15 protein-coding genes are annotated in these 16,016 nt (G+C 63.7%); 8 read left to right on the top strand and 7 right to left on the bottom strand.

Annotated features, from left to right (window positions below):
* Window positions 1-99 precede the first annotated feature (99 nt).
* Window positions 100-1,035 (top strand): AEC family transporter, encoded by a 936-nt coding sequence (locus tag ACO06J_RS11315; protein WP_421760819.1) that lies wholly within the window; start codon window positions 100-102, stop codon window positions 1,033-1,035.
* Window positions 1,036-1,137: 102 nt separating this feature from the next.
* Here ACO06J_RS11315 and ACO06J_RS11310 read toward each other — a convergent pair whose 3' ends face one another.
* The 3 genes from ACO06J_RS11310 to ACO06J_RS11300 all read right to left on the bottom strand — a co-directional run bounded on the left by ACO06J_RS11310 (window position 1,138) and on the right by ACO06J_RS11300 (window position 4,476).
* Window positions 1,138-1,953 carry a transglutaminase family protein gene (locus tag ACO06J_RS11310; protein ID WP_421760818.1) on the bottom strand — a complete coding sequence of 272 codons (816 nt, stop codon included), beginning with the start codon at window positions 1,951-1,953 and terminating at the stop codon, window positions 1,138-1,140.
* Window positions 1,953-2,897: an alpha-E domain-containing protein gene (locus ACO06J_RS11305; protein WP_421760817.1), complete on the bottom strand. Its 945-nt coding sequence runs from the start codon at window positions 2,895-2,897 to the stop codon at window positions 1,953-1,955. Before ACO06J_RS11305 ends, ACO06J_RS11310 begins: the two co-directional genes overlap by 1 nt.
* Window positions 2,898-3,054: 157 nt before the next feature.
* Window positions 3,055-4,476 carry a circularly permuted type 2 ATP-grasp protein gene (locus ACO06J_RS11300; protein WP_421760816.1) on the bottom strand — a complete coding sequence of 474 codons (1,422 nt, stop codon included), beginning with the start codon at window positions 4,474-4,476 and terminating at the stop codon, window positions 3,055-3,057.
* A 211-nt stretch (window positions 4,477-4,687) separates the two neighbouring features.
* Between ACO06J_RS11300 and ACO06J_RS11295 the strand changes: the two genes are divergently transcribed.
* A complete protein-coding gene (locus tag ACO06J_RS11295; protein WP_421760814.1) occupies window positions 4,688-5,617 on the top strand; it encodes a 2-hydroxyacid dehydrogenase in 930 nt (309 codons plus the stop codon).
* A gap of 45 nt (window positions 5,618-5,662) precedes the next feature.
* Here the strand turns inward: ACO06J_RS11295 and ACO06J_RS11290 are convergent, their stop codons facing one another.
* Window positions 5,663-6,070, bottom strand: a complete 408-nt coding sequence (locus ACO06J_RS11290; RefSeq protein WP_421760813.1) for a DUF1761 domain-containing protein — start codon at window positions 6,068-6,070, stop codon at window positions 5,663-5,665.
* Window positions 6,071-6,251: 181 nt separating this feature from the next.
* On the opposite strand from ACO06J_RS11290, the gene ACO06J_RS11285 reads away from it, so the two are divergent.
* Entirely contained in the window at window positions 6,252-7,907 is a 1,656-nt protein-coding gene (locus ACO06J_RS11285) for an alpha-glucosidase family protein (protein WP_421760812.1), read from the top strand.
* A 16-nt stretch (window positions 7,908-7,923) separates the two neighbouring features.
* Here the strand turns inward: ACO06J_RS11285 and ACO06J_RS11280 are convergent, their stop codons facing one another.
* The 3 genes from ACO06J_RS11280 to ACO06J_RS11270 form a co-directional block, all read right to left on the bottom strand.
* A complete protein-coding gene (locus tag ACO06J_RS11280) occupies window positions 7,924-8,250 on the bottom strand; it encodes a hypothetical protein (RefSeq protein WP_421760811.1) in 327 nt (108 codons plus the stop codon).
* A 77-nt stretch (window positions 8,251-8,327) separates the two neighbouring features.
* A complete protein-coding gene (locus tag ACO06J_RS11275; protein ID WP_421760809.1) occupies window positions 8,328-9,398 on the bottom strand; it encodes an AbrB family transcriptional regulator in 1,071 nt (356 codons plus the stop codon).
* A gap of 64 nt (window positions 9,399-9,462) precedes the next feature.
* Complete coding sequence (locus ACO06J_RS11270) at window positions 9,463-10,623, bottom strand: M20 aminoacylase family protein (protein WP_421760808.1); 1,161 nt, start codon at window positions 10,621-10,623, stop codon at window positions 9,463-9,465.
* Between the two features lie 172 nt (window positions 10,624-10,795).
* On the opposite strand from ACO06J_RS11270, the gene ACO06J_RS11265 reads away from it, so the two are divergent.
* The 5 genes from ACO06J_RS11265 (at window position 10,796) to ACO06J_RS11245 (ending at window position 15,975) form a co-directional block, all read left to right on the top strand.
* Window positions 10,796-11,554, top strand: coding sequence for an electron transfer flavoprotein subunit beta/FixA family protein (locus tag ACO06J_RS11265; protein ID WP_421760807.1), 759 nt, complete (start codon window positions 10,796-10,798; stop codon window positions 11,552-11,554).
* Window positions 11,554-12,495, top strand: a complete 942-nt coding sequence (locus ACO06J_RS11260) for an electron transfer flavoprotein subunit alpha/FixB family protein (RefSeq protein ID WP_421760806.1) — start codon at window positions 11,554-11,556, stop codon at window positions 12,493-12,495. The genes ACO06J_RS11265 and ACO06J_RS11260 overlap by 1 nt, the downstream gene beginning before the upstream one ends.
* A 65-nt stretch (window positions 12,496-12,560) precedes the next feature.
* A complete protein-coding gene (locus ACO06J_RS11255) occupies window positions 12,561-13,745 on the top strand; it encodes an aromatic amino acid transaminase (RefSeq protein WP_421760805.1) in 1,185 nt (394 codons plus the stop codon).
* Window positions 13,746-13,916: 171 nt separating this feature from the next.
* Window positions 13,917-14,570: a fructose-6-phosphate aldolase gene (gene fsa, locus ACO06J_RS11250; protein WP_421760804.1), complete on the top strand. Its 654-nt coding sequence runs from the start codon at window positions 13,917-13,919 to the stop codon at window positions 14,568-14,570.
* Window positions 14,571-14,895: 325 nt separating this feature from the next.
* Window positions 14,896-15,975 carry an Mrp/NBP35 family ATP-binding protein gene (locus ACO06J_RS11245; RefSeq protein WP_421760803.1) on the top strand — a complete coding sequence of 360 codons (1,080 nt, stop codon included), beginning with the start codon at window positions 14,896-14,898 and terminating at the stop codon, window positions 15,973-15,975.
* Window positions 15,976-16,016 lie beyond the last annotated feature (41 nt).

Here is a 16,016-nt window from a genome sequence, read left to right as displayed (position 1 = left end):
GACAATCCGGCTTGGCGGCAATGTCATATTGGTTCGGAAGGCGCATTGACCCTTACGCGCTTGGGGTGCAGTAGGGATCACCTCTCCTGGCGGCCCTCTATGCTCGCAATTCTCAATGTCATCATCCCGGTTTTTGCGCTGATGGCGCTCGGCTATTCAGCCGTGCGCTTCCGGCTGTTTCCGTCCGAGGGCGTGCGCGGGCTTGTGCTCTTCGTCAACAACTTCGCCACCCCGTGCCTGCTCTTTCACGCCATGGCGACGTCCGATTTCTCCACCACCTTCAACTGGGGTGTCATCGGGCCGTTCTATGTCGGCGCGGTGGCGTCGTTCGTCTTCGGCTCGCTGATCGCCATCCGTTTCTTCAAGAACCGGCCCGGCGAGGGCGTATCGTCCGGCTTTGCGGCCATGTTCACCAACACAGTGCTGATCGGTATCCCGATCATCCAGCGCGCCTATGGCACACAGGCGCTGGCCACCGCCTTCTCGATCATCGCCTTCCACGCCTCGGTGCTGATCACCGTCGGCATGCTCACCATGGAACTGGTGCGTCGCGATGGGGCGCCGCTCCACAAGGCGCTGTGGGTCGCCTTCATCCGCATCATTTCCAACCCCTTGATGTGGGGCATCGCCGCCGGCGTTGCGGTCAATCTCCTAGGCATCAAGTTGATCGAGTCCGTCGATGCCTTCGTCAACATGATGGCTGCCGCTGTCACCCCAGCCGCCCTCTTCGGCCTCGGTGGCGCCCTCAACGACTACAAACTCTCCGAGAACTGGGCCCAGTCGCTCTCTATGTCACTGCTCAAGCTGCTGCTGCAGCCGGCCATCGCCTATGTGCTGATGATCTACGTCCTCCACGTCGATCACGAATACGCCCGTTACGGCGTCCTGCTCGCCGCCATGCCCTCAGGCATCAACGCCTACGTCTTCGCCACCTACTACAACCGCGGCGTCAACGTCGCCACCAACACCATCCTCATCACCACCGTGCTCTCGGTTCTGACAGTCAGCGCGTGGCTGTATATTCTGGGGTTGTAGCCTCTAGCGTTGGTGGAGGGCTGGGAAGCGCGGCTCACACCATTCCTCTCCCCGTCGGGGAGAGGGTGGATCGCGCGTAGCGCGAGACGGGTGAGGGGTCTCCTACTGCGCCGCCTCAATGCTCATCGCTAGTACCTGCGGTGAACCCACCGCCGGGACCGAGCGCACCGGCATTGTCCCCACCGCATCGAGCCCTACTGCGACGCGCACATGGCTGTCGGTCGGGCAATAACCCAGCGTCGGGTCAAACCCGATCCAGCCCAGCCCATCATCCCAGGCCTCGGCCCAGGCATGGAACATCGCGGGCTCATCCTCGGATGCCAGGACGTAACCCGTCACATAGCGGGCCGGGATTTCCAGCGCTCGCGCTGCGCCGATAAAGGCGTGCGCAAACTGGCTTGCCGATGGCCGCTCCGCCTTGGCCTCACCCTGGCTCTGCGATTGCTCACCGCCACCTTGCGATTGTGATTGCGACGGCTCGGTCCCGCCCACCACTTCGCCAACGCGCGCCATCAGCGCATGCAGCAGCGGAATGCGATCCGGCACGCCCTTGGGCGCATTGCGAAATCTTGACGTGATCGCACCGACCGCCTTCGTCAGCGGCGTCGGCCGGCGATAGAGCCCCGGCGGCGCTTCACCGGCCGGTTTGCCGATCACCCCGTTGCGGTCGACCGTATCAACCACCCCGGCAATCTTGATCACCAGTTCCACCTCCGGCTTCAACTGGCTCACCAGTTGCGCGGCGTTGCCGAAGCCGTCGATGAACCGCGCGGCGTCGTCAAACCCCGGCATCTCGATACTCCACTCCCGCACAACCTGCGTTGGGCCGGTCTGTGGTGTCAGCAGCAGGTGCTGCACGCTGCGCGCAACGCCGGCGCCCAGTCCAAGGCTCAGTTGATGTCGGACGGTGATGTTCATCAGTAGAAATTATAGCTTTCGGAAAGCGCCTCGGTCATGCGGTTATTTCGCGCAATGAACTCGGTCAGGAACTCGTGGAGGCCATATTCGAAGATGTGGTCGACTGTGGTGCCTTCGAGCAGCGCGGTAACTTCCGCCGCAGCGTTCTGCCCGGCCGTCCGCGCGCCATAAATCTCCTCGAGCATGTCGATTGTCCGGTTGATCCACTGCACGCAAAAGATCAGCGAGCGCGGCATTTCCGGCCTGAGGATCAAATAGTCCGCAATGTTCCAGGCCTTGTAGCGGTCATGGTACACGTGCCGGTAGCTGCGATGCGCCGATGCCGCGCGGAGAATCATCGTCCACTGCTGCACATCGACATCGCCGCCCACCAACGTCGCCCGCGGCAGCAGCACATAGTACTTCATGTCGAGAATACGCGCCGTATTGTCGGCCCGCTCGACGAAGTTGCCGATCTGGCTGAAGGCATATCCCGCATCACGGAGAAACGTTGAAAGCAGTGCACCGCGATAGGTGTGGCTCACCTGCTTGATCCAGCCCAGCAGTTCCTGGAGCTTTGCCCCGGAGATATCGCGTGGCCGGATCTCGGCAAACTCCAGCCAGGCCGCGTTGATCGATTCCCACATTTCCAGCGTCAGCGCCGTTCGTACTGACCGCGCATTGGTGCGCGCGGCGAGGAGGCACGATTTCACCGACGAGAAGTTCTCCTCATCAAACAGCATGTAGTGCGCGACGCTCTGCACGTCCGCCTGCTTGTGCTTGAGCGCAAACCCCTCTTCGGCCTCTGCCGCCCGCAGCATCGAAACCAGATGCTCACTCGCCCCACCTTCGCGGCGCGATGTCAGGCTCATCCGGTACCCGACCTCGAACATCCGGGCCATATTCTCCGCCCGCTCGATATAGCGCGACAGCCAGAACAGATTTTGTGCGGTTCGCCCTAGCATTGCAAAGCCTCCGTCCCCTCACCCGCCTCGCTGCGCGAGGCACCCTCTCCCTCAAGGGGAGAGGGGAGGAGGGGGGCAAGATCGTGCCAAATCTTCACTCTCCCCTTGAGGGAGAGGGTGGCGCGTAGCGCCGGGTGAGGGGAAGAATCGAGCACAATCATTCCTCCAGCACCCAGGTGTCCTTGGTGCCGCCACCCTGCGAGGAGTTGACGACCAGCGAGCCTTTCTTCAGTGCCACGCGCGTCAAACCGCCCGGCGTGATCCGCACATCGTCTCCCACCAGCACATAAGGCCGCAAATCCACGTGGCGTGGGGCAATGCCGCGGTCGACAAAGGTCGGGCAGGTGGAAAGCGCCAGCGTTGGCTGCACGATGTAATTGTCCGGCCGCGCGAGGATTTTCTTCCGGAACTCCTCGCGCATCGCCTTGGTCGATGCCGGCCCCACCAGCATGCCGTAGCCGCCCGAGCCGTGTACTTCCTTGACCACCAGCTCTTCCAGATGCTCGAGCACATAGGCCCGCTCATCATCATCGGTGCAGTTATAGGTTGGCACGTTTTTCAGCAGCGCTTTCTCGCCGAGGTAGAACTCGATGATCTCCGGCACATAGGTATAAACCGCCTTGTCGTCGGCAATCCCGGTGCCCGGCGCATTGACCAGCGTCACATTCCCCGCCCGATAGGCATCGAACAGCCCCGGCACACCGAGCATCGAATCAGGCCGGAACGTCAGCGGATCGAGGAAATCGTCGTCGATGCGGCGGTAGATCACGTCCACCCGTTCGGGCCCCGTGGTCGTCCGCATGTAGACCTTGCCGTTTTCGACAAACAGATCCTGCCCCTCGCAGAGCTCAGCCCCCATCTGGTCGGCGAGGAACGAGTGTTCGAAATAGGCCGAGTTGTGGATACCCGGCGTCAACACCACGAGATTGGGCGAGCCGGATGAGTTGGCCGGCGCCACGCTCTCCATCGTCCGCCGCAGCGTTTCGGCATAACTCTCGACCGCTGCCACTTTGTAACGCTGGAACAGTTCCGGCGCGAGCTGCAGCATCGCCTCGCGGTTTTCCAGCATGTACGAGACGCCCGATGGCGTCCTGAGGTTGTCCTCGAGCACGTAGAAATCGTCTGGCCCGACCCGCACGATATCGACGCCGATAATATGCGAATACACGCCGCGCGCCGGGTCCAGTCCCATCATTTCCGGGCAGAACGCGGAATTGTTGAGGATCAGCTTTTCCGGCACCCGCCCCGCCTTCAGGATTTCCTGGCGGTGGTAAATGTCATGCAGAAAGGCATTCAGCGCCCTGACGCGCTGCTCGATCCCCTTGGAGAGCTTGCGCCACTCCATCGCGGAAATAATGCGCGGAATAATGTCGAACGGAATGAGCTTTTCGGAACCCTCATTGCTGCCATAGACGGCAAAGGTGATACCCAGCCGGCGGAACAGGCTCTCTGCGTCAGCCGACATCAGGCTCAGCGCCTGCGGAGGCTGTTCCTTCAACCACTCCTGCAAGATCAGGTAAGGCTCGCGGACTGTGCCGTCCGCGTTGTTCATTTCGTCAAAGGGCGTCGTTGAGGCCATTGCTCCTGCTTGAACTTGCGGCCGATCCCACTCGGTAAGTCATTGCTACACATTTGCGCGCAGCCCACAAGCGGGCTTCGTTACCCTCCTGCGATGAGTTCGCTGTTGCTCTCTACCGCGAACCACCTGTCGGATAAAACAAACCTTTGGCTGACTTCAAAGCGACCCCGTTTGGCTCTATGACTTTGCGGCCCACCAGAAGGACGCAAAGATGCCTGAAGAGATCCTCCAGACCCACAAACTGCTCGACCGCTGCGAGCGTTCGCTCGCCGAACGGTTCACCGTGCACAAGCTGCACGAGGCGGCGGACAAACAGGCCCTGATCCGCGACATCTCCCCCCGCATCCGTGCCATCGCTGGCGGCAATGTCGATGCGGCCCTGATGGACAAGCTGCCCAGGCTCGAACTCATCGCCAATTTCGGCGTCGGCTACGACTCGATCGACACCAAGGCCGCCCGCGAGCGGAAGATCCGCGTCACCAACACCCCCAACGTCCTCAACGACGCCATGGCCGAAATTACCATCGGGCTGATGGTGGCGCTCGCCCGGCGCATCCCGCAGGCCGATCAGTTCGTCCGCCAGGGCAAGTGGCTCAAGGGCAGCTTCCCGCTGCTCAGCGAACTCAACGGCAAGACCGTCGGCATCCTCGGCCTCGGCCGCATCGGCAAGGAAGTCGCCGCCCGCGCCCAGGCCATGAAGATGCGGGTCGTCTATCACGGCCGCAATCGCCAGCCCAACGAGCCCTTCATCTACTACGACAACCTCGCCGACATGGCCCGCGATGCCGATTGGCTGGTGCTGATCGCACCCGGTGGCAAAAGCACCGAAAAGATCGTCAATCGCGACGTGCTCACCGCGCTCGGCCCCGAGGGCTTCCTCGTCAATGTCGGCCGCGGCACCCTCGTCGATGAACCCGTGCTGGTCGAAATGCTGCAGTCCGGCGGCATCGCCGGGGCCGCGCTCGACGTCTTTGAGAAAGAGCCCACCGTGCCCGAGGCGCTGTTCGCGCTCGATAACGTCGTCCTCTCCCCTCACCAGGGCAGCGCCACCCACCAGACCCGCAACAAGATGGGTGACCTCGTGGTTGCCAATCTCGATGCGCATTTTGCCGGCGAGCCGCTCCTCAGCGCCGTCGTCTGACCCGCTTCGCGTCCTCGGCGTTCAACTGTAAGGTCCTGATCCTGCTCAGTGCCAAGCGCCGAGCAGGGCGCCCATCAGCACCAACGCCACGAGGTTGTGCCCGGCATTGATGGCAATCAGCTTCAGCGGCCGATTTTCGTATGCCCAGAGGGGCAACGATGTCGCCAGCACAAACCCGATCCAGATGAACACGCCAAGCAGAACGCCGCGCACGATGTCGATCTCCGGTGCGGTATGGAGCACATAGTAGAAGACAAACGCCATCAGCAGCGACATCACGGCATCGATGAAAATGGCCCTGCCCATCCCCGCCTTCATCGACGCCGGGGTCACGCCGCTCAGCGCCTGCCACGGTTTGACGAACAGCGCAGGCGAGTACCACGCCGTGCCCACCGCCATGCGGATGACCGCGGCCAGCAGGATGGCCAGCCAGTTGATCGGAATTGTCGGCATCATGTCCCCCAAAGACGCATGCGAGATAACTTCTAGATCAGAACTATTATTATCAAAAGCACCGCTCGCGACCTCGTGACCGTTTTGACGCCGCTTTTTCGCGCCAAGCAGTCACACGAAGGCATTGCCTTTCGAATCCGGCCCCACGACACTTGCAAATAACGAACCGACGGAGCGATCGATGACGGAATGGTGGCGCGGCGCGGTGATCTATCAGGTCTACCCGCGGTCCTTTCAGGATACCAACGGTGACGGCATCGGCGATCTGCCCGGCATCATGCGCCGGCTCGATCACATCGCGAGCCTCGGTGTCGATGCCATCTGGCTGTCGCCCATCAACCAGTCGCCGCAGGCCGACATGGGCTACGACGTCTCTGACTATAAGGAAGTTGATCGCCTGTTCGGCAGCCTCGAGGATTTCGACGACCTCATCAAGCGCGCCCACGCCCTGGGGCTGAAGGTCATCATCGATCAGGTGCTGTCGCACTCCTCCGACCAGCACCCCTGGTTCCGCGAGAGCAAACTCAACCGCACCAATGCCAAGGCCGACTGGTATGTCTGGGCCGATCCCAAAAAGGACGGCTCCCCACCCAACAACTGGCCGTCAGTCTTCGGCGGCCGCGCCTGGGAGTGGAACCCGAGCCGCGGGCAGTACTACTTCCACAATTTCCTGACCTCGCAGCCCGATCTGAACTTCCACAACCCCGCTGTGCAGGATGCGCTGCTCGACGTCATGCGCTTTTGGCTGGAGCGCGGTGTCGACGGCTTCCGCCTCGACACGGTGAACTACTATTTCCACGACAAGCTGCTGCGCAACAATCCGCCCGCTCGCCGCCCGAAACACTTGCCCTATGCAGTCAACCCCTACGACATGCAGGAGCACAAGTACGGCAAGAGCCAGCCCGAGAACGTCGCGTTCCTGAAGCGCGTCCGCGCGCTGCTCGACCAATATCCCGGCTCCACCACCGTGGGCGAAATCGGCGATAGCCATAAAGGCCTGCAGTTGATGGAGGAATACACCTCCGGCGGCGACAAGCTCCACATGGCCTACACCTTCGACATGCTGGGTAATGACTTCACCGCCGCCCACTTCAGGACCAAGCAACAGAACTTCTTTGCCGGCGCGCCGAACGGCTGGCCCTGCTGGGCCTTCTCCAACCACGACGTCAACCGCCACGTTTCCCGCTGGGCCGCTTCATCCGCAAGTCAAGCCGACCTCGCCTGCCAGGCCGCGGCCATGCTGCTGAGCTTCAAGGGCTCCGTCTGCCTCTATCAGGGCGAGGAGCTGGGCCTGCCCGAAGCCGATATCCTTTTCGAAGAGCTGACCGACCCGCCGGGCATCCGCTTCTGGCCTGAATACAAGGGTCGCGACGGCTGCCGCACCCCGATGCCGTGGGACGAGGGGGAGGCGCCGAACGGCTTCACCGCCGGCAAGCCCTGGCTGCCGGTCAAGCCAGCGCACTCAGCTCTCAATGTTGCGCACCAGGACGCCGATCCCAACTCGACGCTGGCCTTCTACCGCAAGGCCATCGCCTTCCGTCGCGCCCATCCGGTTCTGGCCGATGGCGACATCGAGTTCCTGAAAGTTGCCGAACCGCTCCTCGCCTACCGCCGCAGCGGCAGCAAGACCAGCAACGAAACCCTGACCTGTCTGTTCAACCTCTCTGCCGATCCCATCACGCTGACGGTGGAAGGCGCAGAGACAGCAGAACTGCTGCCGCTCTCTCAGGGCGTTTCGCGTAAAGGCAAAAAGCTGACCCTCGCAGCCAATGGCTACGCATTCTACGACAGTGGAGAGATCAGCTTGAAATTCGCTGGCACGAAGAAGCCGTCCTGACGGGCGGCTTCAATGTTCAGTCGAGGTTGAGCTTCAGCGCCTGGCCTTTGGCCAGCACGTCCGGGTCATAATATTCATTGCGGAAGCTGCCGTCGCCATTGGGGATCCACGCCTCGAGGCAACCGTCGCTGGTGCGACGCACCGACCGGGCGTTTACGCCCTGCTGGGCCAGCAGCATCTTGTTGATCTGCTCGTCGGTTTCCGCATCACGGTGTCCAAAGCTGATCGTCACGCGGAAATTGGCGCCCGGACTATTGGGAGCATCGCAACGTTCGCGGGCTGCGGCCGGCAGAGCCGAAGCGGCAATTGCAACTGCGGCAACTAGGGGCAGGGTCCAGCGCATCGTTTTCACTCCACTTCAGCTCTCATATGGGAACCGATGATTCTGGCAACAAGATGAGTTACCGAACCTTTCCAGGCTCATGTCGGTTCCGCTACCGGCTCCCGCACCAGCATGGCAACCACTGGGATGGCGATGGTCAGCAGCAGCAGGCGCATAACGTGATGGGCGGCAATGAACGCCGTGTCAAACCCCAGCGCAATCCCCAGCGACCCCATGCCCTCCAGAGCGCCCGGCGACAACCCAAGCCAGATCTGGCCGAACGGCATATCCACCAGCAACGAGGCGCCGAAAGCCACGGCCGTGACGATCGCAACCGTCAACAGCGTACCGGCAAAGCCGCCGATCGCTGCCCGCCTGAACTCCGCCCGCGTAATGCCGCTGAACCGCGATCCGATCAGCGCGCCGACAAAAATGAAGACCACCGTCAGCAGCGGCGGCGGCATCGCGCCATCGAAGAACCCTGAGAATTTCGCTGCCATCGAGGCCGCCATCGCCCCCAGCGCATAGGCCGCCGGCACTCTCAGGCGGGTGAACACAAACCCGGTGAAGCCACAGGCAATCGCCACCAGAACGATCGCCTCCGGGGCAATCCACGGCAGTCCCACCCCGCCCGCATAGTGGCCGATGGGGAGAAAGATTGCCCCGAGCGGCACACACACCGTCAGCAGCAGCAGCCGGATCACCTGGATGATGACGATCTGGCGCGAATCCCCAACTCCCGCAGCGGCAATGCTCATCACAAAGCTCAGGTGGCCGGGGAACGAGCTGAGATAGGCGGTGCCCCGATCCAGCCGAAACGCCTTGCGCAAGAAGTACCCGGTTACCCCGATGATCAGCACCAGTTCGAGCACCAGCGCCAGGAGCGTCACCGGCCACTGCGCCATCAGCGCCAGGCTGTCCCGCGAGACGCCCGCGCCCATCGACAGCCCGGTGAAAACGAACGTCGTATCCCGCAGCCAGTTAGGCAGCATCACCTTGGCGCCGAGCAGAGCGCTGACCGCCACCGCCACCGCGCCGCCCATCAGCCATGGTGCCGGCAAGCTCAAAATCTGCGCGACGCCACCCCCCGCCGCCGAAATGAACAGTGTCAGCAGCGTCCGTCGCGCGATGACGGCCTTGGAAAGTGCGGAAGCGGCAGCGGCTGACACGGTTGCGGTCTCGAAAGGAAAGTCGTTGACGCCCGGCGAAGCCGGAACGCCGTTGCGTCGGCAATCAGGTGCGCGAGGCGTTTTCCACCAGCTTCACCCAGTAGCTCACTCCAGCCGGGATCGCCTCGTCATTGAAATCGTAAGTGTCGCTGTGCAGCCCCGAGGAGGGGCCATTGCCGAGAAAGATATAGGCCCCAGGCCGCGCCTGCAGCATGTAGGAAAAATCCTCGCCGCCCATCGTCGCACTGGTGTCGGCGTCGACCTTCTCGGTTCCCGCCACTTCCACAGCCACCGCAGCCGCAAAGTCCGTCTGCCGCGCGCTGTTGGAGGTGACCGGATAGCCGCGATGGTAACTGACCTCGGCCTTGGCGCCGAACGTTGCCGCCAGCCCCTCGCTCACCATTTTGAGCCGGCTCTCCATCAGGTCGCGCACCGCCTCGTCCAGCGTCCGCACCGTGCCGGTGAGTTTCACGAATTGCGGGATGATATTGAACGCCTCGCCGGCCCTGAGCATGGTGATCGACAGCACCGCCTGCTCCATCGGATCCACATTGCGCGACACCAGCGTCTGCAGCGCGAGGATCAGCTGCGCCGCCACCACCACCGGGTCGACCGACTTGTGCGGCATCGCCGCATGCCCGCCAGCACCCTCGATGGTGATCTCAAATTTGTCGCTCGCCGCCATGATGCCGCCAGCGCGGATGCCGAAGCTGCCAAGCGGCAGGCCCGGCATGTTGTGCATGCCATAAACCTCTTCGATGCCGAAGCGCTCCATCAGCCCATCGGCCACCATCGCCTTGCCACCGGCCCCGCCCTCTTCGGCCGGCTGGAAGATCAGCACCGCCGTGCCGTCGAAGTTGCGCGTCTCGGCGAGGTACTTGGCGGCCCCCAGCAGCATCGCGGTGTGTCCATCGTGTCCACACGCATGCATGTTGCCCGGCACCGTGCTCGTATAGGGCTTGCCGGTCCGCTCCGCGATCGGCAGCGCATCCATGTCGGCGCGGAGGCCAATGGTCCGGCCCGGCCCGTGCCCCCGGATCACGCCCACAACACCGGTCTTGCCAATCCCCGTGACGATCTCGTCCACCCCGAACGATCTCAGCAGCTCTTCGACTTTCCCCGCCGTGCGGTGAACCTCGTAGCCGAGCTCGGGGTGAAGGTGGAAATCGCGGCGCCATCCGGCGACTTCATCGGCGAATTCCGCAATGCGGTTAATGACGGGCATAACAGACCTGGAATGGTTAAGGTCATACTGTGCCGTTGGGGCAGTGGGGCGTCAACCCGCTTGCGGGCATGACATTCTCTTCCATGGCCTTGAACGGGTCAGAATTTCTCCTCTCAAACTTGCCCCTGTGCCCGCGATTTGCGATGGAACGCCCCTGTCTGGGAGGCTGCCGATGAAAATCCTCGTTGCCGTCAAGCGCGTCGTCGATCACGCCGTGCGCATCCGCGTCCGCCCCGATGGCACCGGCGTCGAAACCGCCAACGTTCGCATGTCGATCAACCCCTTCGACAAACACGCCGTCGAAGCCGCAGTCCAGCTCGCCGAAGCCGGCCACGCGACCGAAATCGTCGTGGTCTCGATCGGACCCAAGCAATCGACCGACGTCATCCTCACCGCCCTCGCCATGGGCGCCCACCGCGGCATCCTGATCGAAACCGACGCCGCCGTCGAAACCCTCGGCATCGCCAAGCTGCTCCGCGCTGTGGTCACCGAAGAACAGCCCGATCTGGTGCTTCTCGGCAAGCAGGCCGTCGACGACGATTGCAACCATGTCGGCCAGATGCTCGCCGGGCTCCTCGACTGGCCGCAGGCGACTTTTGCCTCGGCAATCACCGTTTCCGGCCGCGAACTCACCGTCACCCGCGAAGTCGAGTTCGGCCGCACCGAAGTCGCCGTCACGCTCCCCGCCATCGTCACCGCCGATCTCCGCCTCAACACCCCGCGCAACGCCGCGCTTCCCATGGTGATGAAAGCGCGCCAGAAGCCGCTCGCGACCCGCCCCGCCGCCGCGTTCGGCATCGACCTCACGCCGCGCCTCACCATCGAAAAGGTTGCCCCGCCTCCAGAACGCGTCCCCGGCAAGACCCTCGCCACCCCCGTCGAACTCGCCGAGGCCATCGCCTCGGAAATCTCCCAGATGGAGGCGATCTGATGGCCGTCCTCGTTCTCGCCGAGCACGATCTCGGCCAGCTCTCCCCCGCCACCGCACGGCTCATCGCCGCCGCCAGCACGCTCGGCCCTGTCGACCTCCTCGTCGCCGGTGAAGCCGTCACTGCTATCGCCGAGTCCGCCGCCCGCATTGCCGGCGTTGCCAAGGTCCTCGTCGCAGACACTGCCAGTCTCACCAACCTCGCGCCCGAGCCGCTTACGGCGCTGCTCGAACGCCTCGCCCCCGGCTATACCCACATCGTCGCCGCCTCCGCCGCCCCCGGCCGCGATGCCATCCCGCGCCTTGCGGCAAAGCTCGATCTGATGCCGGTCACCGACATCATCGCCATCCACAGCCCCACCCGTTTCGATCGCCCGATCTACGCCGGCAACGCCGTCGAGACCGTCTCCTCTTCGCAGGCAACGCAACTCGTCACCATCCGCACCTCCGCCTTCCGCCCCGCCGGTTCGCAACCCGCTGCGCCCATCGAAACCATCGCCGCTGACGTCCCCGCCGTCGCCCGCTTCATCGCCGCCCACCGCACCCAATCCGACCTCCCCGATCTCGCCACCGCCCAGATCGTAGTCTCCGGCGGCGTCTCGTTCGGTTCGGCCGAGCATTTCAACCTCGTCGGTGATCTCGCCAAGCACCTCGGCGCCGCCATCGGCGCCACCCGCGCCGCGGTCGATGCCGGCTACGCCCCAAACGACTGGCAGGTCGGCCAGACCGGCAAGATCATCGCCCCCGATCTCTACATCGGCATCGGCGTCTCCGGCGCGCTCCAGCACCTTGCCGGCATCCAGGGCGCCAAAAAGATCATCGCCATCAACACCGATCCGGCCGCCCCCCTGATGCAGATCGCCGATTACGCGCTGGTGGGCGATCTATTCACCGTCATCCCCGTCCTCATCGCCGAGCTCAAACGGCTGGGTCTCAGCCGCTGAGCCCGTTGCAATTCCCCCCGCGCCGCCTATAAAGACCGCGCCTCACCTTTCCCCGGAAACGACCGATGTTTGAGACCCTCAAGAAGGCCACGCTCGACAAGATTTTCGTCCTCATGGCCGAGTACGCTGCCGATCCGCGCGACGGCAAGATCGACCTCGGCGTCGGCGTCTATAAGGACCCCAAGGGCGTCACGCCTGTGCTGAACTCCGTCCGCAAGGCCGAGCAGCGCATTCTCGATACCGCCAAGACCAAGGTCTACAAGGGCGTCGTCGGCAACAAGGAATTCTCCGCAGCCGTGGTCGATCTGGCGCTCGGCGGCGTGGTCGATCTGAAGCGCATCCGCTGCGTCAACGGCGCAGGTGGCACCGGCGCGCTCTCGATCCTGATGAACGTCCTGAGCCGCGCCCGTCCGGGCGGCCGCATCTTCATTTCCGATCCGAGCTGGCCCAACCACTGGCCGATGGCCGAACTGGTTGGTCTCAAGCCCGTCTACTACCCCTATTTCGACCACCAGACCCGGCTCGTCGATTTCGACGCCATGATGAAGGTCGTCGACGGCCTCACGCCCGACGACACGATCCTCCTCCACGGCTGCTGCCATAACCCCACCGGCGCCAACCTCACCCCTGCGCAGTGGGATATCGTTGCCGCGAGCCTTCAGCGCACCGGCGCCTTCCCCCTGGTCGACCTCGCTTACCTCGGCTTCGGCGACGGCCTCGAAGCCGATGCCTATGGCGTGCGCAAGATCGTCTCCTCGGTCCCCGAGTCGATGGTTGCGTTCTCGGCGTCCAAGAACTTCGGCCTCTATCGCGAGCGCGCCGGCGTCGCCATCGCCATCGCGAAGGACAGCGACTCGGCCGATGTCGTCTCCTCGCAGATGCAGAACGTCATCCGCGCCACCATCAGCCAGACCCCGGATCACGGCGCCGAAATCGTCCGCATTATCCTTGAAGACATGGACCTGCGCGCCGAGTGGGAAGCCGAACTCAAGGAAATGCGCGAGCGCATGCAGCGCCTCCGGGTCAAGCTCGCCGAGGCCATCCGCCAGCGCTCGAACTCCAAGGATTTCGATTTCATCGCCGAGCATTCCGGCATGTTCTCGCTCCTCGGTTTGAAGCCTGAAGTCGTCGAAAAGCTGAAGCTCGAAGACGCCGTCTACATGATCAACGACAGTCGCATCAATGTCGCAGGCATCCCCGAAGATCGCGTCGGCGAGTTGGCCGACAAGATGCTGGCGGCCATCGGCTAGCACCGGCGCGCCGCCGCGCCCATTTGGCTTTTCGGCGGCGCTGCACTACATTTACGAGGACGAACGGCGCGTCTTGCCCCGTAAACGAACGGACTATCCCGCGGGCGTTGCGCAATGCGGCAAACGGCTGAATAATCTGCTGAAACCCTAAGTCTCCTGGAGGAGCACACCATGAAGTTCTTCGTCGATACCGCTGAGATCAAGGACATCCGCGATCTCTATGAAACCGGCCTTCTCGACGGGGTGACCACCAATCCGTCGCTGATCGCCAAGTCGGGCCGTGACTTCAAGGAAGTGATCAAGGAAATCTGCGGCATCGTTCCCGGCCCGGTTTCCGCCGAAGTCGCCTCCACCGAATATGCCGGCATGGTCGCCGAGGGCGATCACCTCGCCAAGATCGCCGACAACGTTGTGATCAAGCTGCCGCTGACCATGGATGGCCTCAAGGCCTGCAAGTACTTCAGCACCAAGGGCATCAAGACCAACGTCACGCTGTGCTTTTCGCCCAACCAGGCGCTGCTCGCGGCCAAGGTCGGCGCCACTTACATCTCGCCCTTCATCGGCCGCCTCGATGACATCAACGCCGATGGCGTCGAGCTGATCGAAAACATCCGCACCATCTACGACAACTACGCTTTCGAGACCCAGATTCTCGCCGCCTCGATCCGTACGCCGAACCACATCACCGAAGTGGCGCTGGCCGGTGCGGACGTCGCAACGATCCCGCCCGCCGTCATCTACAAGCTCGCCGACCACCCGCTCACCAAGTCGGGCCTCGAGCAGTTCGTGAAGGACTGGAAGGGCACCGGCCAGAGCATTCTCTGATCTTTCTTGATCCTCCCCCGCAGAGCGGGGGAGGGGGACCAGCGAAGCTGGTGGAGGGGGGCTAGTGCGCCAGCTCTCTTTGCCTCCTTCTCCTCTGGTCCTGTGGACCGCCTTCTCCCCTTGTGGGAGAAGGTGCCCGAAGGGCGGATGAGGGGTGCTCTCCGCACGCACCTCGTTCGTCGCTTCGCTCCGACCGCGCAGACCGTGTCTGCGGACCCCTCATCCGGCGCTGACGACGCCTTGATCCTCCACTGTGGCGAAGCCACGGGGGAGGGGGACCACCCGGAGGGTGGTGGAGGGGGCGCCCGCCACTCATGAGGCAACCATGGCCAATGAACAAATCGCCGCCGCCGTTCGCACCGCTCTGAACTCCGTCGAAATCCCCGGCGGCGGCAGCCTCGCGGGCTATGGCGGTCTCTCCGAAATCATCGTCACCACCGGCGCCGTGGCCTTCGCCATCTCCGTCGCCCCCGGCATGGAGGCCGCCTTCGGCCCCACCCGCGTCGCCGCCCAGGCTGCCGCCGAAAGGGCCGCCGAGGGCCGCAAGGTCATGGTCTCACTGACCTCCGACCGCGCCCAGGCCGCCACCGGCCAGGCCAAGGCCCAGGGCCGCCCCGGTCCCGCCCCGCGCGAAGCCGTCCCCGGCGTCCGCCACATCATCGCTGTCGGCTCGGGCAAGGGCGGCGTCGGCAAGTCGACCGTCGCGGTCAACCTGGCCCTCAGCTTTGCCGCCGAAGGCCTGCGCACCGGCATCCTCGATGCCGATCTCTATGGCCCCTCGATCCCGAAACTCCTCGGCCTCGAAGGCAAGCCCGCCGTCCGCGCCGATGGCATCTTTTCGCCCCACGACGCCTATGGGCTGAAGGCCATGTCGATCGGCTCGATGCTGACCGCCAATCAGGCCGTCGTCTGGCGCGGACCGATGGCCACCTCCGCGCTCCGCCAACTCCTGCGTGAAAGCGATTGGGGCGGGCTCGATGTCCTCGTTGTCGATCTGCCGCCCGGCACCGGCGATATCCAGATCTCGCTCGTCCAGCAGGTGCCACTGGTCGGCGCGGTCATCGTCTCCACCCCGCAGGATCTGGCGCTGATCGACGCGAAAAAGGCCATGGACATGCTGCTGCGCACCGAGGTCCCCATCCTCGGCATCGTCGAGAACATGAGCTACTTCGTCGCCCCCGATACCGGCGCTCGCTACGACATCTTCGGCCATGGCGGCGCGAAAACCGCCGCGGCCGAGCTGGATATCCCCTTCCTCGGTGAAATCCCGCTAGTCATCTCGATCCGCGAAAGCTCCGACCAAGGCCGTCCAGTCGTCGCCACCACGCCCACCGGCCCCGAAGCCCAGGCCTTCCGCGCCATCGCCCGCGCCATCCTTGCCGCGGTGCCGCAACTCAGGCCCTGAGGGGCGGATAAGCCGCCCCGGCGGTCACTCGCAACTTCCCC

This window comes from Devosia sp. (assembly GCF_965229025.1).
Taxonomy (GTDB): domain Bacteria; phylum Pseudomonadota; class Alphaproteobacteria; order Rhizobiales; family Devosiaceae; genus Devosia_A.
Note: the sequence above shows the minus strand (reverse complement) of the source record. Positions and strands in the feature narration are given on the sequence as shown.